The sequence below is a fragment of the Luteibacter sp. SG786 genome (genome assembly GCF_011759605.1).
In the GTDB taxonomy this organism is placed as follows: domain Bacteria; phylum Pseudomonadota; class Gammaproteobacteria; order Xanthomonadales; family Rhodanobacteraceae; genus Luteibacter.
On record NZ_JAAOYX010000001.1, the window covers coordinates 1,180,389 to 1,202,678 of the forward strand.

Annotated in this window: 19 protein-coding genes and 1 pseudogene; 10 read left to right on the forward strand and 10 right to left on the reverse strand. The window is 67.0% G+C overall.

Features of this window, described 5'->3' with window-relative positions; genetic code table 11:
* Positions 1-27 precede the first annotated feature (27 nt).
* Positions 28-837: a cytochrome c gene (locus FHS47_RS05375; RefSeq protein ID WP_167023975.1), complete on the reverse strand. Its 810-nt coding sequence runs from the start codon at positions 835-837 to the stop codon at positions 28-30.
* 82 nt (positions 838-919) lie between these two features.
* Between FHS47_RS05375 and FHS47_RS05380 the strand changes: the two genes are divergently transcribed.
* Entirely contained in the window at positions 920-1,303 is a 384-nt protein-coding gene (locus FHS47_RS05380; RefSeq protein WP_167023978.1) for a thioredoxin family protein, read from the forward strand.
* Complete coding sequence (pncB, locus tag FHS47_RS05385) at positions 1,300-2,481, forward strand: nicotinate phosphoribosyltransferase (protein ID WP_167023979.1); 1,182 nt, start codon at positions 1,300-1,302, stop codon at positions 2,479-2,481. The genes FHS47_RS05380 and pncB overlap by 4 nt, the downstream gene beginning before the upstream one ends.
* A gap of 95 nt (positions 2,482-2,576) precedes the next feature.
* Here pncB and FHS47_RS05390 read toward each other — a convergent pair whose 3' ends face one another.
* Positions 2,577-3,026 (reverse strand): glycine zipper 2TM domain-containing protein, encoded by a 450-nt coding sequence (locus tag FHS47_RS05390; RefSeq protein ID WP_167023982.1) that lies wholly within the window; start codon positions 3,024-3,026, stop codon positions 2,577-2,579.
* Between the two features lie 116 nt (positions 3,027-3,142).
* On the opposite strand from FHS47_RS05390, the gene FHS47_RS05395 reads away from it, so the two are divergent.
* Entirely contained in the window at positions 3,143-4,594 is a 1,452-nt protein-coding gene (locus FHS47_RS05395) for a deoxyribodipyrimidine photo-lyase (RefSeq protein ID WP_167023985.1), read from the forward strand.
* Here the strand turns inward: FHS47_RS05395 and FHS47_RS05400 are convergent.
* The gene (locus FHS47_RS05400; protein WP_167023987.1) at positions 4,533-5,720 is read right to left on the reverse strand and encodes a cation:proton antiporter; all 1,188 of its coding nucleotides are present in this window, start codon (positions 5,718-5,720) and stop codon (positions 4,533-4,535) included. The two genes, FHS47_RS05395 and FHS47_RS05400, sit on opposite strands and share 62 nt — an antisense overlap.
* Before the next feature lie 48 nt (positions 5,721-5,768).
* A complete protein-coding gene (locus FHS47_RS05405) occupies positions 5,769-7,244 on the reverse strand; it encodes an MFS transporter (RefSeq protein ID WP_167023990.1) in 1,476 nt (491 codons plus the stop codon).
* A gap of 100 nt (positions 7,245-7,344) precedes the next feature.
* Here FHS47_RS05405 and ligA point away from each other — a divergent pair, with 100 nt between their 5' ends.
* Genes ligA through FHS47_RS05420 form a run of 3 tightly spaced genes read left to right on the forward strand, consistent with a single transcriptional unit; the run spans position 7,345 to position 11,127 of the window.
* Positions 7,345-9,735: an NAD-dependent DNA ligase LigA gene (gene ligA, locus FHS47_RS05410; RefSeq protein WP_167023992.1), complete on the forward strand. Its 2,391-nt coding sequence runs from the start codon at positions 7,345-7,347 to the stop codon at positions 9,733-9,735.
* Complete coding sequence (epmA, locus tag FHS47_RS05415; protein WP_167023995.1) at positions 9,732-10,682, forward strand: EF-P lysine aminoacylase EpmA; 951 nt, start codon at positions 9,732-9,734, stop codon at positions 10,680-10,682. Before ligA ends, epmA begins: the two co-directional genes overlap by 4 nt.
* 4 nt (positions 10,683-10,686) lie before the next feature.
* Positions 10,687-11,127, forward strand: a complete 441-nt coding sequence (locus FHS47_RS05420) for a VOC family protein (protein ID WP_167023998.1) — start codon at positions 10,687-10,689, stop codon at positions 11,125-11,127.
* On the opposite strand, the gene FHS47_RS05425 is transcribed toward FHS47_RS05420, so the two are convergent.
* Positions 11,069-11,755, reverse strand: coding sequence for a DUF2461 domain-containing protein (locus FHS47_RS05425; RefSeq protein WP_167024000.1), 687 nt, complete (start codon positions 11,753-11,755; stop codon positions 11,069-11,071). The two genes, FHS47_RS05420 and FHS47_RS05425, sit on opposite strands and share 59 nt — an antisense overlap.
* Before the next feature lie 6 nt (positions 11,756-11,761).
* Complete coding sequence (sbcB, locus tag FHS47_RS05430) at positions 11,762-13,186, reverse strand: exodeoxyribonuclease I (protein WP_167024002.1); 1,425 nt, start codon at positions 13,184-13,186, stop codon at positions 11,762-11,764.
* 59 nt (positions 13,187-13,245) lie between these two features.
* Here sbcB and orn point away from each other — a divergent pair, with 59 nt between their 5' ends.
* The 4 genes from orn to FHS47_RS05450 all read left to right on the forward strand — a co-directional run bounded on the left by orn (position 13,246) and on the right by FHS47_RS05450 (position 17,222).
* Positions 13,246-13,818 carry an oligoribonuclease gene (gene orn / locus FHS47_RS05435; RefSeq protein ID WP_167024004.1) on the forward strand — a complete coding sequence of 191 codons (573 nt, stop codon included), beginning with the start codon at positions 13,246-13,248 and terminating at the stop codon, positions 13,816-13,818.
* Positions 13,815-14,720: a dihydropteroate synthase gene (folP, locus tag FHS47_RS05440; RefSeq protein WP_167024007.1), complete on the forward strand. Its 906-nt coding sequence runs from the start codon at positions 13,815-13,817 to the stop codon at positions 14,718-14,720. The genes orn and folP overlap by 4 nt, the downstream gene beginning before the upstream one ends.
* A gap of 95 nt (positions 14,721-14,815) precedes the next feature.
* The gene (gene glmM / locus FHS47_RS05445; RefSeq protein WP_167024010.1) at positions 14,816-16,219 is read left to right on the forward strand and encodes a phosphoglucosamine mutase; all 1,404 of its coding nucleotides are present in this window, start codon (positions 14,816-14,818) and stop codon (positions 16,217-16,219) included.
* A gap of 67 nt (positions 16,220-16,286) precedes the next feature.
* Entirely contained in the window at positions 16,287-17,222 is a 936-nt protein-coding gene (locus FHS47_RS05450; protein WP_167024013.1) for an isopenicillin N synthase family oxygenase, read from the forward strand.
* Between the two features lie 344 nt (positions 17,223-17,566).
* Here FHS47_RS05450 and FHS47_RS05455 read toward each other — a convergent pair whose 3' ends face one another.
* From FHS47_RS05455 to FHS47_RS05470, 4 genes and pseudogenes are all read right to left on the reverse strand, one after another.
* Positions 17,567-18,463 carry a DMT family transporter gene (locus tag FHS47_RS05455; protein ID WP_167024015.1) on the reverse strand — a complete coding sequence of 299 codons (897 nt, stop codon included), beginning with the start codon at positions 18,461-18,463 and terminating at the stop codon, positions 17,567-17,569.
* A 189-nt stretch (positions 18,464-18,652) separates the two neighbouring features.
* Positions 18,653-20,803 (reverse strand): AsmA family protein, encoded by a 2,151-nt coding sequence (locus tag FHS47_RS05460; RefSeq protein WP_208381804.1) that lies wholly within the window; start codon positions 20,801-20,803, stop codon positions 18,653-18,655.
* A gap of 110 nt (positions 20,804-20,913) precedes the next feature.
* Positions 20,914-21,671: pseudogene (locus FHS47_RS05465) on the reverse strand (siderophore-interacting protein).
* Positions 21,668-22,282 carry a PadR family transcriptional regulator gene (locus tag FHS47_RS05470; RefSeq protein WP_208381806.1) on the reverse strand — a complete coding sequence of 205 codons (615 nt, stop codon included), beginning with the start codon at positions 22,280-22,282 and terminating at the stop codon, positions 21,668-21,670. Before FHS47_RS05470 ends, FHS47_RS05465 begins: the two are co-directional and overlap by 4 nt.
* Between the last annotated feature and the right edge of the window lie 8 nt (positions 22,283-22,290).

Below are 22,290 nucleotides of genomic sequence, written 5' to 3' on the forward strand. Positions count from 1 at the left end.
GAAGCGGCTCCCACAGGATCTCCGGCGTTACGGCGAGACTTTCTGCTTGCGCGTCGCCATGTGCTTCAGATAAGCCACCAGGTCGTCCAGATCTGCATCCGAAAGCACCTTCCTGTCGAAGCCCGGCATCTTCGCCTGCGGCCAGTGCCGGAGATCCTGCGGGTTGCGCACGAGCGTGCGGAACATGTCGTCGCGGAGATACTCGGTAGGACTGTGCGGCACATTGAGGTCCGGCCCGAGCTTGGCGTCGCCCTGGCCGTTGAGGGTATGGCAGCTGAGGCAGTTGCGCTGGAACACGGCGAAGCCGCGCCGGGCCGGTGCATCCGGCGGCAGCGAGGCTGCCGGCTGCATGGCCGGGAAGCGCGCCGCGGGCGGGGCCAGCACCCGGATCGAGGCTACCTGGTAAGGCCATTGTTCGGGCCCTACGTGCGCCGCTTCCGGATGCAGCCACACGAGGTAGAACGGCCCGGCGCTGGGCTTGCCCTCGCCGAGCGGAGGCCACCCGGCGGCCGGCTCGATGGCGAGCCAGGCTTCCGCGCCCTGGCCCTCCAGCACCAGGGACGCGGGCACCTCGGCCGCGAAACCGTCGAGCGCCACGAACTGCAGGTGCGCGTCCGCCGACACGCCCGGCAGGAGGGCGCGCAAGGGAACTGCACGGTAATGGGCCGTGCGGTGGTACGAGACGTCTCCGGGTACATCGATGTCCCGGGCGTCGGGCCGCGCAAGGAGCTGTTCCGTGGTGAACGTGCGGGCCCCCGCGCCCGTGTCGACGACAAGGTTGGCTGCCGTTGCCGGAGCGGCGCAGAGCAGGAGCAGGCATGCGAGAAAGATGCGCACGGGAAATCCCTGGTGGAGGTACCCTCGGATTATCGCCGCACCGACCCCATGTGGGCTGTTCGACCCGATCACGGATTTTCCCATGTCCGATACCAGCGTTCCCGAGTTCTTCCAGCGCTTTCCGATGGAACGCATCGTCGACCGCGAACTCGACGCCAATCTGGCCGCCGATGACAACCGCATCGCCATCCTCTTCCTTTGGGGGCGCGACTGTCCCAACTGCGATATCGCCAAGCGCCAGATCCTGCTCACGCCGGAACGCTTCGCGTGGCCGGAGGTGCGCTGGCTGCACGACAACGTGTACGACGATCCCACCATGGCCACGCGTTTCGGACTGCACGGCATTCCGGCATTCTTCCTGTTCCACCGGGGCAAGAAGCTCGGCCGCATCACCTCCTGGCCCGGCACGCAGCCGTTCGTGGATGCGGTGAACCGGCAGATCGCCGCCACGGGCGCCAGCGCATGATCGTGCAGTCGCTACTCGACACCGACCTCTACAAATTCACGATGATGCAGGTGGTGCTGCACCAGTACCCGGCCGCGCAGGTGGAGTACCAGTTCCGCTGCCGCACCCCGGGCGTGAACCTCGTGCCGCTGATCGACCGCATCCGCGAGGAACTGAAGGCGCTGTGCAGCCTGCGCTTCACCGAGGAGGAACTGGCCTACCTGGGCAGCCTCCGCTTCATCGACAGCGATTTCGTCGACTTCCTCGGCCTGTTCCAGCTCAATGCGAAGTACGTGACGATCCAACCGTCGACGAAAGCGGAAGGCGAAATCGAGATCGTGATCGCCGGCCCGTGGCTGCACACCATCATGTTCGAGGTGCCGCTGCTCGCCATCGTGAACGAGCTGTATTTCCGGGCGACCTGTCCGGACATCGATCTGGACGAGGGCAGGGCGCGCCTGCGTGCGAAGATCGCGCTGCTGCGCGACACGCCCGGTTACGAAAGCGTGCGCATCGCCGACTACGGCACACGCCGCCGCTTCTCGCGCGAGTGGCACGAAGAGATGCTCGGCATCCTGCGCAATGAATTGGGGCCGCAGCTGGCAGGCACCAGCAACGTCTGGCTGGCCATGCGGCAGGGGCTGGTACCGATCGGCAGCATGGCGCACGAATACCTGCAGGCCTTCCAGTCGCTGGGCCCCCGCCTGCGCGACTCGCAGACCGCCGCGCTCGAAGCCTGGGCGCGCGAATACCGGGGCGACCTGGGCATCGCGTTGTCCGATGTCTACGGCCTGGATGCGTTCCTGCGCGATTTCGACATGTATTTCTGCAAGCTGTTCGACGGCGCGCGGCACGATTCCGGTGACCCCATCGTGTGGGGCGACCGGGTGATCGCGCACTACGAGAAGAATCGGGTGGACCCGCGCACGAAGACGCTGGTTTTCAGCGACAGTCTGGACATACCGCGTGTCATGGAGCTCTACCGGCATTTCGCCGGGAGGTGTCTGCTTTCGTTCGGCGTGGGCACCAACCTCACCAACGACGTGGGGCCGAAGCCCATCAACATCGTCATCAAGATGACCCGCTGCAACGGTCAGCCGGTGGCGAAACTGTCGGATTCGCCGGGAAAGAGCATGGGCGTGGAAGACCCCGATTACGTGGCGTATCTGCGCAGGGTGTTCGAGTTGCCGGCCGCGTAATTTTTATCTGTGTGGGAGCCGCTTCAGCGGCGATCGATACTTGCCCGCTGCCGCGGGAACGCCGCTGAAGCGGCTCCCACATTTCTTCCGTCGGGTTACTGCACGCGGGACACGTTGCCCTGGTCGTCGACCACCACGATGTCGCCTTCGCGGATGGCCGAAGCGTCCTTCACCTGGACATTGGTGTAGCCACCCGTGCCCATCTTCAGGCGCAGCGTGTAGCTGTCGCTGCCGCCGCCCTTGCCGATGGCGTTGCCGGCGAAGCCGCCGCCCACTGCGCCGCCGACCGTGGCGAGGGTGCGGCCCTTGCCCTTGCCGACCTGGTTGCCGAGCACGCCGCCGGCGATGGCGCCGATCACCGCGCCGGCGGTGCCATGCTCGCGTCCGGCGGTAACGTTGTGTTCGATGCTCTGCACCACGCCGCACTGGTCGCAGCGCACGTAGATGCCGTCGCTGCGCGTCAGCACGGCCGCCGATGCGGGGGCGGCGATGGCCGTGGCGAGCAGGGCGGCCAGGGGGAGGCCGAGGACGGTCTTGATATTCATGGAGGCTCCTTGGGGACGACCTTGGAGGTGGTCGTCTGCCGACACAGTCTAAGCCTGCTCACTGAACGGAGATGGAGCGCGATTCTCATTTCACGCGCTCGGTGGATACTGTGCCGATGAGTACCGCCATCGTCTGGTTCCGTCGCGACCTTCGTCTTGCCGACCATCCCGCCCTCCACGCCGCGGTGGCCGCCCACGATCGTGTGGTGGCCCTTTATGTGCACGCGCCCGACGAAGAGGGCGAGGGTGCCCCGGGAGCCGCCGGCCGCTGGTGGCTCCACCACTCACTGGCCGCGCTGGACGCCTCGCTTCGCGCCCGGGGTGGGCAACTGGTGGTGGCCGCCGGGTCCAGCCTCGACGCGCTGCGCCATGCGGTCGCCGCGAGCGGTGCCGAAGCCCTGTATTTCAACCGGATCTTCGAGCCTCGGCTGGTCCGGCGCGATGCGGCGGTCCGCAGCGCCCTCGAAGCCGACGGCATCGCCGTTCGCCCGTTCAACGGATCGCTGTGGTGCGAGCCCGGGGAGGTCGCCACGAAGCAGGGCGATCCGTACAAGGTGTTCACGCCGTTCTGGCGTGTCTTGCGTACGCATGTGGAAAAGCGAGAGCCCTGGCCGGTGCCGTCACGCATGGCCTTGCACGCTTTCGGCAGCGATTTCCCCGGCCGGTCGTCGATCGCGTCCCTGGGCTTGCTGCCCACCCGCGACTGGGCGAAAGGGTTCACCGAGTGGAGGCCCGGCGAGCAAGGCGCGCACGAGATGCTGGAGTTGTTCGCCGACGATGCATTGGCGCACTACGCGGAGAGTCGCGACCTGCCGGCCCGCCATGGCACCTCGCGGCTTTCGCCGCACTTGCACTGGGGCGAGATATCGCCGGTGCAAATCGTGGCCTTCCTGCGCGAACGCACGGCGAGGCGGCGCGACGGAGCTGACCCCGAGCCGTTCCTTCGCCAGTTGGGCTGGAGGGAATTCTCGCAGCACCTGCTGTACCACTTCCCGAAAACCACCAGGGAGAGCTTCAACCCGGTATTCGGCGCCTTTCGCTGGGCCGGACCCGATGCGCATGCGCTGCGGCGCTGGCGCCAGGGCCGCACCGGCATCCCCATCGTGGATGCCGGCCTGCGCGAACTGTGGGCCACAGGGTGGATGCACAACCGTGTACGCATGCTGGTGGCCAGTTTCCTCACCAAGAACCTCCGGCAGCACTGGAAACTGGGCGAGCGCTGGTTCCGCAACACGCTGGTGGATGCCGATCTGGCGAACAACGTGATGGGTTGGCAGTGGGTGGCCGGAAGCGGCGCGGACGCCGCGCCGTATTTCCGGATATTCAACCCCGTATCGCAGTCGGAGAAGTTCGACCCTGATGGCGCGTACATCCGCCGCTGGGTGCCCGAGCTGGCCAACGCGCCGGGCCGCCTGGTGCACGCGCCCTGGGAAGACCCCGCCTTCCTGAAAGCGTCGGGCTACCCGTTGCCCCTCGTGGACCTTAAGACCTCGCGCGAGGCGGCCCTTACGGCGTACCGGAACCTGCGCCGCGGTCCCGCAGAAGCAGCGCGAGAATCGGCGGAGTGACCATGGCGGTGAGCAGCGACATGGCCACGATCACCGCGTAGATCCGCTCGTCGAACACACCCGCCGCGAGGCCCAGTGCGGCGATCACCACGCCCACCTCGCCGCGCGGCACCATGCCGAAGCCCACGATGGTCGCACCGCGACGGCCCAGGCTGAGGGCACCGAGGAAACCGCCGGCCAGCTTCGAGACGATGGCGATGGCCGTGACGACGGCGAGCATCCACAGCGCGCTGGCGTTGCCCAGCTCCGCCAGGTTCACTTTCGCGCCCGTCACCACGAAGAAGAACGGCGTGAGGAACGCGAGCAACGGCGCCGTCTGTTCCTCCAACAGGTGGCGCTGCCGGGTTTCGGACGCGATCATGCCGGCGAGGAACGCGCCGATGATGGCGGCCAGGTGGAATTTCATGGAAAGGTAGGCGAGGCCGAGGCACAGGGCCAGCACGATGGTCAGCGACGACATGGGATTGCTGGGCTTCTCCAGCCAGCCCGAGCCGCGGCGCATCACCCGCGTGCCGCCCCAGCCGATCACCGCGACGAAGCCCACGGCACCGAGCAGCGTCATCAGCAGGCTGCCCACATCCACGGCGCCGCCGCCCTGCAGGGAGGAGACGATGCCCAGGAGCAGCATGGCAAGAATGTCGTCGATCACCGCTGCGCCGAGGATGATGCGTGCCTCGCGCCGCTGGAGCACGCCCAGTTCCTGCAGCACGCGGGCGGTGATGCCGGCCGACGTTGCCACGAAGGCGGCAGCCACGAACATGGAACGTATCCAGTCGAAGCCGGAGCCGTGCGCCCAGATCGAGCCGAGCGCGAAGGGCACGATCACGCCGAGTACGCCGACCAGGAAGGCGCTGATGCCCACCTTCTTCAGATCGTCCAGGCGCGTTTCCAGGCCCACCGAGAAGAGCAGGAGGATGACGCCGATTTCAGCCAGCACGTCGAGCGGCGTGCCCGTGGCGATGTCGGGCAGGGCCACCCAGCCGAGCGCGGAGGGGCCGACGGCGCAACCCGCGGCGATTTCGCCGACGACGGCAGGGAGGCGCAAGCGTTGCGCTATTTCGCCGCCGATCTGGGCGGCGACGAAGATGATGAACAGGGTCAGCAGGATGCCGGCGGAATCGTGCATGGGATCGTTCCAGATCGAGCCGCGAAGGAAGGCGCGGTGTCCTTTCGGTTATACCGGATTGAGTGTATCCGTTGTGGCGCGTGGATCGCGAAGGCGGCTGAATATCCAGCTGGCCGCCAGCGTGACCATGCCCAGCACGATCACCGACCAGCGGAAGGCCCAGACATAGCTGTGGGCATCGTGCGAGCCGAGGAATCCTGCCATGAGCAGCGAGGCGAGCGCGATGCCGAAGCTCATTGCCAGGTATTGCGCCGTGGAGGCCATCGACGACGCCATGGAAGCATGCTTCACGTCGAGGTCGACGTACGCCAGCGTGTTCATCGACGTGTACTGGAGCGACATGACCGCGCCGTAGACGAAGACGAAGCCGGCAATGATCCAGGGGGGCGTGTCCGGCGAAAGCAGCGCGAACGCGCAGAGCACCGCCGACACGGCCACGGTGTTGCCGAGCAACAGCTTGCGGTAGCCGAAGTGCGTGAGCATCCGGTCGATGAACGGCTTCACCGTAATGGAGCCGATGGCTTGCGGCACCATCATCAGGCCGGCGGCCAGGGGCGACCAGCCACAGCCGATCTGCAGGAACAACACCAGCAACAGGTACATGCCCGACACGCCGAGGCGGGTGAACAGGTTTCCCGCCAGCGCCACCCAGAGACTGCGCACCTTCAACAACGACAGGTCGGTGACCGGATGATCGGTGCGTCGGCTATGCCGGACGTAGAGCGCCGCCAGCGCCAAGGCGCCGAGCGCATAGCTTGCGATGGTGACCGCGTGGCCCTTCGTGCCCACCGTTTCCGCGGCCAGCAGGCAGAGCGCGGAAGCGCCGGCGAAGAGAAGGAAGCCGAAAGTGTCGAAACGATGCGCGTGGTCGAGTCGATAGTCGGGCATCTCGCGCCGGTTGAGGAGCAGCCCGACGATGCCCACCGGCACGTTGATGAGGAAGATGAGGCGCCAGTTGGTGAACTCCACCAGCAGGCCGCCGAGCAGCGGTCCGAACACGGATCCGAGCAGCCCGAAGGTGGCCACCGTGGTCATCGAACTGACGAACTCCCGGCGGTCGATACTGCGCACCAGGACGTAACGGCCCACCGGCATGAGCGCGGCGCCGCCGAGGCCCTGGACGATGCGCGACACCACGAGCTGCGGCAGCGTTTGCGCCATGCCGCACAGCAACGAGCCGAGCGCGAACACGAGAATGGCGCCGGCGAACACGCGGCGCGTGCCGAAGCGGTCGCAAAGCCATGGGCTCATGGGAATGAACACCGCCAGGGTCAGCACGTAGCTCGTGAGCGCCGTGCGCATGCTGAGCGGCGTGACGTCGAGCGCGCCCGCGATGGCGGGCACGGCCGTGTTCACGATCGTCGAATCCAGCGCCTGCATGAAGAACGCGGCCGAAACCAGCCAGATGAGGCCGCGATAGCGCGCCTTGCTGGAGGGCTCCGCGGGTGCGAGGGCCGGTCGGTCGGATGGAAGGGCTGGGACGTCGATGGGGTCGGTACGGCTGCTGACGTCTTGGAAAGGCATAGCTTGGCGATTATAGCGGATACGGTCCTTGCTTTTGCGCCGCCTTCGGCCGACAGTTCAGGGTCGCGTCGGTCGAGCCACACCATCACGGACCCTGCACATGCCCCAAGCCATCGCCCCCGTCGAAGCCGTCGAGCGCGCGCAGGCCCTGCGTCGACTGATCGAAGACGCGAATTACCGCTACCACGTGCTGGACGATCCGGATATCGCCGACGCCGAGTACGACCGGCTGATGCGCGAGCTGGAAGCACTGGAGAACCAATACACCGATCTGGCGACCGATGACTCGCCCACCCGCCGGGTCGGCGCCCGTGCACAGGGTGGCTTCGCGGAAGTGGTGCATGCGGTGCCGATGCTCTCGCTGGGCAACGCCTTCGAACAGGAGGGCGACACGGATCGTGAGAAATACCGTGAAGTGGCCGACTTCGAGCGCCGCATCGAGCAGACCCTCGGGCGGAAGCAGCCGGTGTTCTCGGTGGAACCGAAGCTCGACGGGCTGGCCATCAGCCTGCGCTACGAAAACGGCGTGTTCGTGCAGGGCGCCACCCGCGGCGACGGTGCCGTGGGCGAGGATGTCACGGCCAACTTGCGCACGGTGAAGGCCATTCCATTGCGCCTGCGCGGAAACGACTGGCCGCGCCTGCTGGAAGTGCGCGGCGAGGTGATCATGCCGCGCGCGGCGTTCGAGGCCTTCAACGAGCGCGCCCGCGCCTCCGGCGAGAAGCCGTTGGCGAACCCGCGCAACGGCGCGGCCGGTTCGCTGCGTCAGCTGGATCCCGCGATCACCGCGAAACGGCCCCTGGCGTTCTTCGCCTATGCCGTGGGCCGCGTGCAGGACGGCGACCTGCCCGATACGCATTCGGCCACGTTGGCGAAGCTGCGCGAATGGGGTTTCCCCGTGTCGCCGGAAGTGTCGACGGCGAGAGGCTTCGAGGGCCTTATCGCGTACTACCGCCGCATCGGCGAAAAGCGCGACACCCTTCCTTACGACATCGACGGCGTCGTCTACAAGCTCGACGACTACGAAGGCCAGGAAGAAATGGGCTTCGTGTCGCGTGCGCCGCGCTGGGCCATTGCGCACAAGTACCCCGCGCAGGAACAGATGACCACCGTCGAGGACATCGAGATCCAGATCGGGCGCACGGGTGCCGCCACGCCCGTGGCGCGGCTCAACCCCGTGCAGGTGGGTGGCGTCACCGTCACCAATGCCACGCTGCACAACGCGGACCAGATCGCTCGCCTCGACGTGCGCATCGGCGACACCGTCATCGTCCGGCGTGCCGGCGACGTCATTCCCGAAGTGGCCCGCGTGGTGCCAGACAGACGCCCCGCCAACACGGTGCCGTGGCACATGCCCGCGACGTGCCCCGTGTGCGGCTCCGAGCTGCTGCGCGAGGAAGGCGCCGCGGCGTACCGCTGCTCGGGCGGACTCATCTGTGCCGCGCAGCGCAAGGAAGCCCTGATTCACTTCGCGTCGCGCCGCGCCATGGACATCGACGGTCTGGGCGACCGCTTCGTGGACGCGCTCGTCGAGTTCGACATGGTGCATACGCCTGCCGATCTCTACGGGCTCACCGTGGAGAGCTTCGTGCGCATGAAGGCACTGGCCGACGAGCGCGACGGCTCCACCCCCGAAACGGTGAAGCAGGGCAAGGTGGCCACGAAGTGGGCCGAAAACCTCGTGGCGTCCATCGAGGCCAGCAAGAAGAGCACGCTGCCGCGTTTCCTCTTCGCGCTCGGCATCATGCACATCGGCGAAAGCACGGCGAAGACGCTGGCCACCTGGCTGGGTTCCCTTGCCGTGGTCCGGCGCACACCCGCGCCGGTATTGCGCGTGCTGCCCGACATCGGCGACGAGGTGGCCACGTCCATCGCCGCTTTCTTCGAACAGGAGGGCAACGAGAAAGTGGTGGATGCGCTGCTCGCGGCAGGTATCACCTTCGCCGACGAAGGAGCGCCGTCGCCGAAGCTGCGCGACCGCCTCGGGCTCGACGTGCTGCTTGACGCGGCGAAAGTGCCGAAGCTCGGCCCGAAGAGCACGGCTCTGCTCGCAAAAACGTACGCAAACGTGCAGGAACTGGTGTCCGCCGGCGAGCACAACTGGATCATCGCCGGCGTGCCATCCACTGCTGCGGCCAACCTGTGGGCATACATCAGCGATCCCACGAACTACCGCAAGCTCATCAACGATTACGCGGACATGGCCTGGCTGCTCGACCAGCTGCCGGCGGCATCGGCCGCCGCGCTTCCGCTGGAAGGCCATACCTACGTGATCACCGGAACCATGGAGACGCTCAAGCGCGACGATGCCACCGAGCGGCTGGAATCGCTCGGGGCGAAGGTCGCAGGTTCCGTGTCGAAGAAGACGACGGCCGTTTTCGCAGGCGAGGCCGCGGGCTCCAAGCTCGACAAGGCGAAGGAACTCGGCGTGCCGGTCCACACGGAGGCCGACCTCATTGCCCTGCTGGCGGAACATGGGGCGGCGCCGTGAAGAACATCGGCCAATTGCGCCTTCGCGCGGCTACGTATGGGCGGATCCGCAGCTTCTTCGCCGCGCGCGGGGTGCTGGAGGTGGAAACGCCCATCCTTTCCGCCGCCGGCAACACCGACCCGAACATCCAGAGTTTTCATACGCGCTTCGGCGGCCACGTGGACGCCGGCTCACCCGACCGCTGGCTGCGCACCTCCCCGGAATTTCCGCTGAAACGTCTCCTGGCGGCCGGCGTCGGCGACTGCTACGAGTTGGGGCGCGTTTTCCGCGACGGCGAGGCCGGCGGCAGGCACAACCCCGAGTTCACGATGCTCGAGTGGTACCGCGTGGGCTGGGACGAGGCGAAGCTCGCGCGCGAGGTGGTCGATCTGCTGGAACACCTGCTGGTGGAGGCGGGGCGAACCTTCGACGTGGTGGAGACCACGTACCGCGGCCTGTTCCACGACGCGCTGGGCATCGATCCGCTCACCGATCCCGTGGAACGCCTCCGGGCGCCGCTGGCCGAATTCGGCATCGACCCGCAGGGGCTGGAGCGCGACGACTGGCTCGACCTGCTCATGACCCACCGCATCCAGCCGGCGTTCCCGCCCGACCGCATCACCGTGGTGTCCGACTACCCGGCAAGCCAGTGTGCGCTCGCGCGCATCCGGCCCGGCGAGCCGCCGGTGGCGAAGCGCTTCGAGGCGTATGTCGGTCCATACGAACTGGCCAACGGCTATCACGAACTCAACGACGCGGTGGAACAGCGCGAACGGTTCGAGCGGGACAATGCGAAGCGTCGCGCGCGCGGCATGTCGGCGATGCCCATCGACGAAAACCTGCTTGCCGTGCTGGATCGCATGCCCGATTGCGCGGGCGTCGCGCTTGGCGTGGAGCGCTTGCTCATGGTGCTGGCGCGCACGGACGCCATTGCCGACGTGCTCGCCTTTCCGTTCGCGGAGGCCTGACCCGATGCTCGAAGCCATCCATCATGTGGCGCTGATCTGCTCCGACTACGAGCGGTCGAAAGCCTTCTATACGGAAGTGCTGGGGTTGAAGGTGATCCACGAGGCATACCGCGAGGCACGCGACTCGTGGAAGCTCGACCTCGAAGTGAGCCCTGGCGTGCAGCTGGAACTGTTCTCCTTCCCGTCGCCGCCGAAGCGGCCGTCGCGTCCGGAGGCGCAAGGCCTTCGCCACCTGGCGTTTTCCGTGCGCGATATCGATGCGGCGGTGGCGACGCTGGCGAAACGTGGCGTCACCTGCGAACCCATTCGTGTGGACGAGTACACGGGGCGGCGGTTCACCTTCTTCGCCGACCCGGACGACCTGCCGATCGAGCTTTACGAACGCCTCAAAACTCCAGTTCCTGCGCCGCACACAGATAATCCACCATCGGCGCCAAACGCTTGAAATTGTCCACCACGAACGGAAGCAGTTCCGACGAGCACGCCATCGCCTCGTCGAAATCCTGACCGGCGGCGAAGTTCTTCCGTTTCAGATCCTCGATCAGCTCGTGATTCGCGTCGAAGCCGCGCGGCGGTCGCGACAGGCTCTCGCCCCAGAACGTGAAGCGTTCCACGAACGCCTTGGAATGCGTGGCGCGCTTCCACGCACCCGGATTGTCGGCCAGGAACTCCCGCAATTTCTTCAAGACGGGCGGCTCCGGATGCCACATGCCGCCACCCACGAAACATCCGCCCGGCTGGATGTGCAGGTAGAAGCCGGGCGCCTGGATCTCGTGGCGGCGCTCGTGGAAGAAACGCGAGCCCTGCCAGCCCTTGTACGGCTGCTTGTCGTTCGCGAAACGCGTGTCGCGGTGGATGCGGTAGAGCGACCCGCCCACCTTGCGCGTATCGGCACGGAAATGCGGGCTGATCTTCTGCAAGGGCGCGGCCAGGTCGCCGATCAGGGCCAGGAACGGCTCGCGCACGTGGCGTTCGTAATCGTCCTTGTGCGCCTGGAACCATTCGCGGTTGTTGTTGCGAACCAGCGACTTGAAGAAGCGGAACGTGGAAGGCGTGAAATAGGTCTTGGGCATGGTCGGTCAGCGCAGTTCGCGGCCCCAGGCTTCCAGCTCGTCGAGCAGGGCCAGTGGGGCGCCCGGAAGGGCGCGCAGGGCGGCGAGTTCGTTGTCGTAGTCGTCGAGGGTGAGGGTGGTAAGGGGGCCGTGCCGCGTCAGGCGGTCCGTGCGGAAGGCTTCCCAGCGCTGCTGCTCTTCGAGGCTGAGCGTCTGCGGCCAGTTGCGTGCCCGGTAGCGAAACAGCAGTTCCGGATAGCGCAGATCGCGGAAAGGGAAGGCGCGGCTGCCCAGTTGTTCGGGCGGCGTGGCACGCACGTCGGCCAGCAGGCGGCGGTCGGCGTCGGGCAGGAAGCCGCCGTAGAGTGCGAGTTCGGGATCTTCGGCCGACGGCATGTCGCCGGCGCGCGCGTAGATCCGCCGCAGCTTCTCCGCAAGCCCGCTGGCATGCCGCAGCGCGCCCAGGTGCCGCTCCACGGCGTCCATGTCGAGGCCCAGGCGGGCGTGGTCCACGTTCTTCAGCACCGACAGCGGCGCAAGGGCGGGCGCGTGGTTCGCGCGGACGGTACGCAAGGCGATGCGCTCCACGCCCTCCGGCAGATCGGCGCGCGAGGTGAAGACGCGGTCGGCCACGCCCTCATCGTCCAGCGCCAGCAGATCGGCCGGATCGGCGGAGAGGTCGTAGACGATCACTTCCGCCGGGCGCGAGGGATGCGCGGCGAGCGGCACGATCACCGCGAGGCACTGCCGGCTGGTCGGGTAGCGCGAGGACACGTGAACCACGGGCGTCATGGCCGCCACGTCGAGCAACTCGAACACCCGTTGCTTGCGGCGCAGGGCGAAATACCAGTCCCACAGCTTCGGCTGCCTGCCGCGGATCAGGCGGGCCAGGGCGATCAGGGCTTCGACGTCGGACAGCGCATCGTGCGCGCGCTCCTGCTTCAGGCCGTTGGCCGTGGCCAGGTGCTCCAGCTTGAAGCTGGGCGTGCCGTCTTCGCGGGTGGGCCAGACGATGCCTTCGGGCCGCAGCGCCTGGCACATGCGCACGAGGTCGATGAGGTCCCAGCGCGAATTGCCGTTCTCCCACTCGCGCCCGTACGGATCGTAGAAATTGCGGTACAGCAGGTGACGGGTGAACTCGTCGTCGAAGCGAAGCGAGTTGTAGCCCACGGTGCAGGTGCCGGGGAGGGCGATCTGTTCGTGGATCGCGGCCGCGAAATCCGCTTCCCGCAGGCCCTCGCGCTCGGCCAGCTGCGGCGCGATGCCGGTGACCAGGCAGGCCGCCGGCTGCGGGGGCATGTCCCGCGGCGGCTTGCAGTAGATCATCAGCGGCTCGCCCACCACCTCCAGGTTGGCATCGGTACGGATGCCGGCGAACTGGCTGGGACGGTCACGGCGCGGGTCGGCACCGAAGGTTTCGTAGTCGTGCCAGAAGAATGTCGGTTCGGCCATGCCGCCATGTTCTCACGATACCCGGGCAGGTTAGACTCCCTTGACAGAAGGGAGCGCCCATGACGCCTGCGAACGACGACAACCTCATCTGGATCGATCTGGAAATGACCGGTCTGGACACCGACAACGATTCCATCCTCGAAATCGCCACCATCGTGACGGACAAGGATCTGAACGTGCTCGCCGAGGGGCCGGTCTTCGCCATATCGCACTCGGACGCCCGCCTGCAGCAGATGGATGCCTGGAACCGCAACCAGCACATGCGCTCGGGCCTGTGGGGCCGGGCCGTGGAATCGGACACCTCGCCCGAGCAGGCCGAGGAAGCCACCATCGCTTTCCTGCGCGAGTGGGTGCCCGCCGGCAAGTCGCCCATGTGCGGCAACTCCATCTGCCAGGACCGCCGCTTCATGCATCGCGAGATGCCGAAGCTGGAGCGCTATTTCCACTACCGCAACCTGGACGTGTCCACGTTGAAGGAACTCTCGCGGCGCTGGTCGCCGGAGATCGCCCGCGGGTTTGCGAAAGACTCGGCGCATACGGCGCTTTCCGACATCCGCGATTCCATCGACGAATTGCGCTATTACCGGCGCTTCATGGGCGCGATCGGCGGGCAGCAGCCGGGTTCGGCATGAATTTCGATCCGTTCGCCACGGTACTGGACTGCAACGGCCGCTCGCTCGTCCTCGACCGTCCGCGCGTCGTCGGCATCGTCAACGCCACGCCTGACTCGTTCTCCGACGGCGGGCAGCACGCCTCGCTCGAAGCCGCCTATGCGCATGCGATGAGGCTGGCGGAAGAGGGGGCCGACATGCTCGATGTCGGCGGCGAATCCACGCGCCCGGGTGCCGAAGAGGTCCCGGTCGAGGAGGAGATCCGGCGGGTCGTTCCGCTGATCGAACGCCTGGCAGCAGCTACCACCCTGCCGATATCCGTCGACACGTCGAAGCCCGAGGTGATGCGGGCCGCGGTCGGTGCGGGCGCGGGCATGATCAACGACGTATACGCGCTGCGCCGCGAAGGCGCGCTGGATACCGCGGCCGAACTTCGCGTGCCGGTGTGCCTGGTGCACATGCTGGGCGAACCGCGCACGATGCAGCAGGCGCCGGAATACGACGACGTGGTCGGCGAGGTCCATCGCTTCCTCACCGACCGCCTTTTCGCCTGCGAACTCGCCGGCATCGAGCGGCGACGGGTGCTGGTGGATCCGGGGCTGGGCTTCGGCAAGACGCTGGAACACAACCTCGCGCTGCTGCGCGCCACGGCGCGCTTCGCCGAGCTTGGCGCGGGGGCCTATGTGGGCGCCTCCCGCAAGGGCATGATCGGCACCCTTACGGGGCGGATCGAGCCAGCCGCCCGTGTCCACGGCTCCGTGGCGGCGGCCATGATCGCGGTGCAGCGTGGCGCGCTGATGGTTCGCGTCCACGACGTGGCCCCGACCGTCGACGCCCTGGCCGTCTGGGCCGCCGTGAAGGCGGGCGACACCGCCCCCCGCAACGACAAACCCGCCATGCCTCGCTGGCCCGACGACGATTGAAAGCATTTAGGCAGGCTGGCTAAGGCATCCGACATATCCGGTCCGTTCACCGCACCGGAGTATCCTCGGCGCACTCCGGAAGAAACGATAAGACCATGAGCGAACGCAAGTATTTCGGCACCGACGGCATCCGCGGGCATGTGGGCACCTATCCGATCAGTGCCGACTTCATCCTCCGCCTGGGCCGTGCCGCGGGTGCCGTGCTGGCGCGCAGGCGCGCTGCCGACCTCCGCGGCGCCGGCGCCGGCGTGGATCGCCGCGATCACAGCCGCAAGGTCACGGTGGTGATCGGCAAGGACACCCGCGTGTCCGGCTACATGTTCGAATCCGCGCTGGAAGCCGGACTCGTCGCCTCCGGGGCGAACGTGCGCCTGCTCGGGCCGATGCCCACCCCTGGGGTGGCGTATCTCACCCGTTCCCTCCGTGCCGACGCGGGCATCGTCATCAGCGCCTCGCACAACCCGCACCAGGACAACGGCATCAAGTTCTTCTCCGGGCAGGGCGAGAAGCTGGACGATGCGCTGGAAGCCGAGATCGAAGCCGAACTCGACGCCGAATTCGCCACGGTGGCCTCCGAGGCGCTGGGCAAGGCCAGCCGCGTCGAGGACGCCGTGACGCGGTACGCCGAGTTCTGCAAGTCCACGGTGTCGGACGATTTCTCCCTCGCGGGCATGCGCCTCGTGCTGGACTGCGCTCATGGCGCCACCTATCAGGTCGCGCCCAAGGTCTTCCGCGACCTCGGCGCCGATGTTTCCACCATCGGCACCGAGCCGGACGGTCTCAACATCAACCGCGGCGTCGGTTCCACCGCTCCTGAGGCGCTGGCCCGCGCGGTGGTCGAGCGTGGCGCGGACCTCGGCATCGCCTTCGACGGCGATGGCGACCGCGTGCGGCTGGTGGACCGCGACGGCACGGTTACCGACGGCGACGACATGCTCTACGTGATCGCGCGCCACTGGAAGAAGCGGGCGTCGCTTCCCGGGCCGGTGGTCGGCACGCTGATGAGCAACTACGGCCTCCAGCGCGCCCTGAAACAACTGGACATCCCATTCGTGCGCGCCAACGTCGGCGACCGCTACGTGCTGCAGCAGCTCAAGGAATACGGCGGCGTGCTCGGCGGGGAAACCTCCGGCCACGTGCTTTGCCTGGACCGCTTCACCACCGGCGACGGCATCGTCGCGGCGCTGGCCCTGCTCGAGGTGCTGGCCGAATCCGGCGAGACCTTCGCCGAGGCGCGCGCAGGTCTGGTCAAACTGCCGCAGACGATGGTGAACGTCCGGGTCGAGGGCGCGAAGGCCGCGCTCGGCACGGAGACCGTCCGCCAGGCGCTGGCGGAGGTGGAAGCCGCCCTCGACGGGCGGGGCCGCGTGGTGCTGCGCGCCTCGGGCACGGAGCCGCTGGTGCGCGTGACCATCGAGGCCGCCGACGCGGCCGAAGTGGATCGGCTGGCGGGGCAGCTGGCCGACGCCGTAAAATCGGCGGCCCAGGCCGCGGCCTGAACCACCAGCGACGGGTTCCGGCGCGCCCCGCGCGCCCGCTCCGTCACGCCTCCCTGCAGGAAACGCCATGAAGAAGGTTCCCACCCTCGATATCCGCCGCTACGACACCGACCGCGAGGCCTTTGTGGCCGAGCTGGGCGCGGCCTATCGCGAATTCGGCTTCTGTTGCATCAGCGGCCATGGCATTCCGAAGGAAGCCATCGACGGCGCGTACGACGCTTTCCAGCGCTTTTTCGCGCTGCCGGACGAGGTGAAGCGCAAGTACCACGTTCCCGGTGGCGGCGGTGCGCGCGGGTATACGCCGTTCAAGGTGGAAACTGCGAAGGACAGCAAGTTCGCCGATCTGAAGGAGTTCTGGCACATCGGCCGCGAGATTCCGCGCGACTCGAAATTCGCCGACGTGATGCCGCCGAACGTGTGGCCGAGCGAAGTACCGGATTTCAAGGAAAAGGGCTACGGCATCTACGAGGCGCTGGACCAGCTCGGCGCGCGCGTGTTGCGGGCGCTGGCCCTGCACATCGACCTGCCGGAGCACTTCTTCGACGACAAGATCGATTCGGGCAACTCCATCCTGCGTCCGATCCATTACCCGCCGATCGAACAAGCCGACGTGCCCAACGTGCGTGCCGGCGCGCACGAGGACATCAACTTCATCACGCTGCTGGTCGGCGCCAGCGCCGCGGGCCTCGAGGTGCTGACGCGCGAAGGCGAGTGGCTGCCGATCACCACCGAAGGCGACGCCATCGTGGTGAACATCGGCGACATGCTGCAGCGGCTCACGAACCACGTGTATCCGTCGACCACGCACCGCGTCACGAATCCGCAGGACGATAACGCCCGCAAGCCGCGCTACTCGGTGCCGTTCTTCCTGCACCCGAACCCCGACGTGGTGCTGGACGTGCTTCCGTCGTGCGTCACGCCGGACAACCCGAAGCGGTACCCCGAGCCCATCACGGCGCACGAGTACCTCCAGGAACGCCTGCGCGAAATCAAACTCATCTGACGCGCTTTTAGCGGGTTCTTCACCGGGAGGGTCGGAGCATCGACCCTCCCGGTTCCGTTTCCGGAGTTTCCCAGTGAATCCTTCCCGCCCGCCTTCGCGAGCCAGGCGCCCGTCGCCCGGCAAAAAGCCCGCCACCCGCTCCGCTGCCCAACGCGTCCGCCGCCAGCGCACGATGCGCGCCCGCGGCCGGGCGTGATCCTCCTCCGATGTAAGAGGCGGAAGCCGCTCCCACACGGAGCAGCCTGGCTTTGTGTGGGAGCCGCTTCAGCGGCGATGGGTGCTCGCGGCAAGGCTGCCCGCTGCCGCGGGATCGCCGGCATAGCCGGCTCCCACACAGAAGTTGGTCAGGGTGCGACCAGATCCGCCGGCTCCGCCTTCTCCCCGCGATGCAGCCAGGGATGTGCGAATACGGCGAGCAGGATGATCGCCACGCCCACGTAGAACGTCCAGCCGAGTTCCCGCTGTTCCCCGAGTAGCGGAATGGCGAGCACGATCGCGTAGACGGGTTCGAGGTTCGTCACCATCTGTGTCGCGAAAGCAGAGAGGTGGCGCAGCGCCGCGAGGGCCAGCGCGAACGGCAGTAGCGTGCAGCCATAGGCCAGCACCAGCAACAGCGCGCCGTCGTGGAGATCGGGCAGCGGAAACGCCGGGGAAGCGAACAACGGCGCCAGCAGGGTGAGAAAAAGCGTACCGCTGCCGAGTTCCACGCAGGTGACCGTGAGCGAATCGGCCCGGTCGACGAGCCGCTTGTTCAGCGCGCTGAAGAATGCCACGAACACCGCGGAAAGCACGCCCACGGCAAGGCCCAGGCGCATGTCGCCCGGAAGCCCGCCGGCCACGAGCGCCACGCCGGGAACCACGGCAACGCCGATCAGGAGTTCGCGCGCATCGAAACGCCGTCCGGCCACCCACGGTTCCACCAGGGCGAGGAAGGCGGGACACAATGCGATGCAGGTGGCGGCGACGGATGCGTTCGCCAGCTTGATCGCGCCATAGAACGTGAGCCAGTGCAGCGACACGATGACGCCGATGCCCGCGTAAGAGAGCAGCAGTCGCGGCGGCATGGCCCGCAGCCCGCGCCACACGCGTGGCAGGCAGAGCAGGGTGGCCGACACCAGCAACATGCGCCACCACACTAGCGGCAACGCCGGCAGGGCGATGAGCTTGCCGAGGATGGCGGTGAAGCCCCAGAGCAGGACGCAGAAGTGGATATGCAGGTGGGCTTTGCGGGAAGGCGACATGCGGCGAAGCTTGCCCGAAGCGGCGCGGCTTGTGTACCGCCTGCGCGATCGGTCCGCGCTACTGTGGGAGCCGCTTCAGCGGCGATGGGTGCTCGCGGCGAGCGTGCCCGCTACGCGGGATCGCCGGCACAGCCGGCTCCCACACAGAGCGGCTCTCCCACTAAGTGACTATCTCAAACGAGGCAAGCGTCAGCCCCGGCTCTTGCCTGCCGGCGGCGCCTTCGGCGGGTTCTTGCGCAGATCGTCGAGCAGCGGCTTGCATTGCGTGGCATCGGCCTTGCCGCTCTCCGGCACCGCCAGCGGAGCGAGCGCCGCGATGGGCGCCGCGAACACGGCCAGGGCCACGGCGCCACCGCCGCGCAGGATCAGCGGCCCGGCATGCACGCCCACGGAGGGATTCTTCAGCGTCCCGTGGACGTACAGCGGCGAGCGCAATGAGAACAGTCGGAAACCCTTGGTATGGGGAACGATGTCCAGGTTGAGCTTCTCGTTGCGGAAGTCGATGTCGCCATTCACGTTGATCAGCGCCTTTTCCGTATCGAACGCGAACAGCTTCGACTCCATCACGCCGTTGGTGGTCACGAGGTCCGCTGCCATGCAATTGATCTTCACCACTTCGTCGCCGAAGAGCTTGTTCACCGCGTAGCTGCCCACGTTGAGGCCGGCCAGTTCCAGCAGCGAACTGCTGATGGCGCCGTCGTTGATCAGCAGCTTCACCTCGCCGTTGGCACTGCCGAGCAACGCCGCCGGCGAGTTGCCCACGGCGGTGAGCGACGCATCGCCGTTCAGTTCGCCGAAGCTCGTCTGCATCGGCGCGAAGGTAGGGAACAGCTCCTTCAGTTTCAGGTGGCGCGCGCCGAGATTGAAACCGCCCTTCATCGGCGTCTTCGAGCCGTCCAGGCGGATGTTGCTTCCGACCGTGCCGCCGGCCACCCCGAACTTCAGGGGGTCGAGGGTGAGCACAGCGTCCTTCATGGTGAGGTGCGTCGACAGGTTGTCGATCGGCAACCGTTCCCCGTGGACGATCTTCACGCCGGTGAAGCGCACATCCGCGTCCATGGCGTTCCAGCGGTCTGTCCTGAACGGTTCCACGGGCAGCACCTTGTCCGCCGGCTGCCGGGTGACGTCGCCGCGCTCGGCCTTCTCTTCGTTGGAGCCGCCGCCGACGAGCGGCGCGAGGTCGCTGAAAAGCAACTGGTTCGACTTCAGCGTGCCGGTGAGGCTCGGGCGCTGTCCATGCGTGTCGAAGACGAGGCTGCCGCCGAGATCACTGCCGCCCACGCGTCCGGTGAAGTTCTCGTAGGTGTAGACGCTGGCGCCCTTTTTCAGGTTCGCCTTCAGGTGGCCCTCGGTGGCGAAGGGCGGTGTGTCGGGGAGGGTGACACCGGTGAGGTCGTAGAGGTGCGACATGCTGGTGCCGGAGAACCAGAGGCGAACGTCGAGCGCACCCATGTTCAGCGGGTCGGTGAGCGTGCCGACGAAAGCGATATGCGTGTCGCCGAAGCGGGCGTCGGCCTGCACGGGGAACGGGCGGTCCGCATCGCGCAGCGCCAGCACGCCACCGGTGCGGGCCTTGGCCGATACGGTGGATTTCTTGTAGGTACCCTTGGCGTCCCAGGCGAAGTAGTACACCTGTTTCTTCTTGGTCTCGTCCTTGCGGTCGTTCTCGTCCGCGTCGCTCTTCGCGAGGACCTTCGCACTGGCGCCGGTGATCTTCTTCGCCTGAGCGCGTGCGTCCTTCTCCTGCTCGGCCATGATCTGATCGAACGGAATGCCCTTGCCGAGCGGCGTCACGTCGATGCCCATGGCGATCTGGGTCATAGCATCGGTGAGGTCGATGTGTCCCTTATCGAAGGCGATGGCGTTGAGTTCGAGCTGCCATTCGGAGGGGCCGGTGCTGTCCGGAAGCTTGAACGTCCAGGTGTTGTCGCCGTTCTTCTGCCGTTGCAGCGCGACATGCGGCTGGCCCAGGCGAATCTCGGGTACCACGATGCGGTGGGCGATGAGGGGGAAGGGCGAAAGCCGGAACTGGATCGAATCCAGCGTGGCGAAATGCTTGTCCTTGGCCCAGTCCGGATTGGCCACCGTGATGTCGCGCGCTGTGAAGTGCGGCCACGGGATCAGTCCGACCAGGCCACCTTCGCCCGGCTCGCGCGACCACTGCGCCGAAAGGTCGCCATTGATCGCGAAAGGCCGGCCGATGGCTTCCGACACCTTCTCGTTGATGGTGGGCTTCAGCCGGTTCCAATCGAAGAATGCGATGAACAACACGATCGCCACGATCAGCAGGACAAGGATGCCAAGTACCCAAGCCAGTATTTTCCTGCCACGCCGCATCATGTCGCCTCCGCCTTAGGATCGGCCCTAGGGGTATCGTGAAAGGCGGCAAGGTTATGTGTTTATGGAACGGGCCGCATTAAGCGACGTGCAGGAACCGTGATCCAGACCTCCTAATCGTCCTCAGCCTGCCAGTAGCCCGTGGCCTTCACCCAGTCCTTGTCGATGCCGCGTTGCTCCACGAGCAGCGAGCGCAGCATACGGGCGCGCTTCGACTCGGTCGCCACCCACCAGAAGGTGTCGCCCTCGGGGATCGGAAGCGAGGCGATCGATAAGTCGAGGCCCGGCGAGCTGCCCTCGACAAACCACTGCACGTCACGGGCAAGCGCCTGGCGGTCGTCGAGCGAGGGGATCTCGACAAGTACGGTGGCCTTGGCTTCCGGCCGCATCTGCTCCAGCCAGCGGCCGATGGCGGGCAGGGCGGTGGCGTCCCCACGAGAACGTAATGGTCGTAGTCGTCGGGAACCACCATCGAGCCGCGCGGACCACCCACACCGAGCATGTCGCCGGGCTTTGCATGCTCGGCCCAGGTCGACGCCGGACCTTCCCCATGCAGCACGAAGTCGATATCCAGTTCCCCCGCTGCCGCGTCGTACCGGCGCGGCGTGTAGTCGCGCGAGGGGGAGGGCTCGACGCCCTCCGGGTAAACGGGGCCTTCGGGGCCCAGGGTCGGCAGGTTGAGCACGCCGCCCGCCACGGGAAAGAACACTTTCACGTGGTCGTCCGGGGCGGCCGACACGAAACCGTCGAGGTCTGGGCCCACCAGGGTCACGCGAACCATGTGCGGCGTGAGCTGCTGCACGCGCGACACCTGGAGCCGGCGCATCTTCAACGGATGGCGCACGCGCACGATCGCATGACGTTCGGTCATGCCTCGCGCTCTGCGACGGCACGCGCCGTGGCCTCGATAAGCTTTGCGACGCGCCGCACCTCGTCATCGTCCCAGCCCTTGTGGTGATTCATGAGCTGGTGCTTCAGCACGTGCATGGCCTCGCGGATGGGGTTGGGCACGCTCATCCGGCGCATGTGGCGCGACATCACCTGCAGGCGCTCCGTCAGCGCGTCCAGGCTGTCGCGGTTTTCTTCGAGAAACGCGTGTCCGGCCTCGGTGATGGCGTAGAGCTTCTTGCCGCCCGTCTCGGCCTCGACGTGGGCATAGCCCAGTTCCTCGAGCATGGTGAGGGTGGGGTAGATGGCGCCGGGGCTGGGGCTGTACTGCCCCTCGAACATCTCTTCGATGGTGCGGATCAATTCGTAACCGTGCCGGGGCTGTTCCTCGATCAGCGCGAGGAGCAGGAGGCGCAGGTCACCGCTGCCGAACATGCGGCCGCCGAACCGGCCGCCGCCACGGCCACCGCGCATGCCTTCACGGTCGTCGAAGCCGAACGGCCCGCCGCCGAAGCGGCCACCGCCCCGGCCGATGGCGTGCATCTGTTCGTCCTGGAAGCGGCGATGGGCGTGGTGATGGTGGAAAAAGTGCATGGGTGTTC